This window comes from Pseudovibrio sp. POLY-S9 (assembly GCF_001431305.1).
Classification (GTDB): Bacteria; Pseudomonadota; Alphaproteobacteria; order Rhizobiales; family Stappiaceae; genus Pseudovibrio.
Map to the genome: position 1 here is coordinate 151477 of NZ_LCWX01000200.1, position 1545 is coordinate 153021.

The following is a 1545-nucleotide window of genomic DNA, read 5'->3' on the forward strand; positions in this document are numbered from 1 at the left end:
TGTGAAGCTGGGCCGTGATAACATCACCACCCACACTGTTGTGATGCGTTCCACGACTGGTACTGTTCGTTTCATTGAAGCGAAGCATACCCAGTTGGAAAAATTCCATCTGGATTGATTTAGCGCTTCCTTCAAGCTAGATAAATAGAGTGGGCGGGTGTGTTGAACACTCGCCCCTTTTGCTTTTATACGAGAATCCGGGCAGTTTCTTTCTATGGTTATGACGTTGGATGCATCCAGTGCCGAGCGGCGTGTCGTTCTTGGTGTCAAAAAGTCTTTGAGCGCACGTATGTGGCGCGAGCGGCTTGATGATCAGGGGCTCTCACAAGCGCTGGCCATTGCTCAAAGAACCGACCTGCCTGAAGTGGTTGGCCGTGTGCTTGCCGGGCGCAATGTGGCGCTGGAAGAGGCTTCCGGGTTCTTAAATCCTTCCCTTAAAGACCTGATGCCGGATCCTTCCAAACTGGTGGATATGGATAAGGCCTGCGCGCGTGTTGCAGATGCGTTGCAAGCGGGCGTTAAGATTGCGATCTTCGGGGACTACGATGTTGATGGTGCAACGTCCTCTGCTTTGCTCAAGCGCTACCTGATGCAGCTTGGAGCGGAGCCGGATGTCTATATCCCGGATCGCATCATTGATGGTTATGGGCCAAATCCAACGGCGATCAATCAGCTTCATGCAGGGGGGGCACGGTTGCTAGTCACAGTAGACTGTGGTTCCACGTCGTTTGAAGCCTTTGAGGAAGCCAAGCGGATCGGACTGGAAGTGGTGGTTCTGGATCACCATCAGGTGGATGAGAGCTTTCCGGAGGTTCATGCGCTGGTGAATGCCAACCGGCAGGATGATCTGTCGGGGCAGGGCCACCTGGCAGCTGTGGGTGTTACCTTCCTGTTCCTTGTTGGTTTGAACCGCGAGTTGCGGCGGCGTGGTGCTTTTGCGCAGCGCGCTGAGCCCCGGCTTATGGACCTTCTCGATCTTGTTGCGCTTGGGACTGTTTGTGATGTTGTGCCGCTGAAGGGACTGAACCGTGCTTATGTGGTGCAGGGCCTTAAAGTGATGGCACGGCGTGAGAACATTGGCCTTTCCTGTCTTGCTGATATTTCCCGATTGAGTGGAAAGCCGACCCCGTACCATCTGGGCTACATGCTTGGGCCGCGCATCAATGCGGGCGGGCGAATTGGCGATTCAGCTCTTGGCATGAAACTGCTTTCCTCTGATGATCGGGCGGAGGGGGAGCGCATTGCAGCGACGCTGGAACGGCTCAACCAGGAACGTCAGGCCATGGAAGCTGTGATGCTGGAAGAAGGCGAGGGGCAGGCGTTCCAGAAAATGGAGGTCACTGTTCCTCCTGCCGTGCTTTTGACAGGAGCAGACGGCTGGCATCCGGGTGTCGTTGGATTGATCGCCTCGCGGCTGAAAGAGCGTTATCGCCGGCCTGCTTTTGCTATGGCGTTTAATGAAAAGGGTTTGGGCACTGGCTCAGGCCGTTCAATCATTGGTGTTGATCTGGGCTCTGCGGTTCGTGCAGCTGTTGAGGCGGGTTT

1 protein-coding gene and 1 pseudogene are annotated in these 1545 nt (G+C 55.3%); both read left to right on the plus strand.

What is annotated here, in order from left to right:
* Nucleotides 1-118, plus strand: a pseudogene (gene glpX, locus PPL9_RS34290) (fructose-bisphosphatase class II); the annotation flags it as partial.
* A 96-nt stretch (nucleotides 119-214) separates the two neighbouring features.
* The coding region (gene recJ / locus PPL9_RS20380; RefSeq protein ID WP_057464401.1) for a single-stranded-DNA-specific exonuclease RecJ at nucleotides 215-1545 on the plus strand (1331 nt) is incomplete at its 3' end.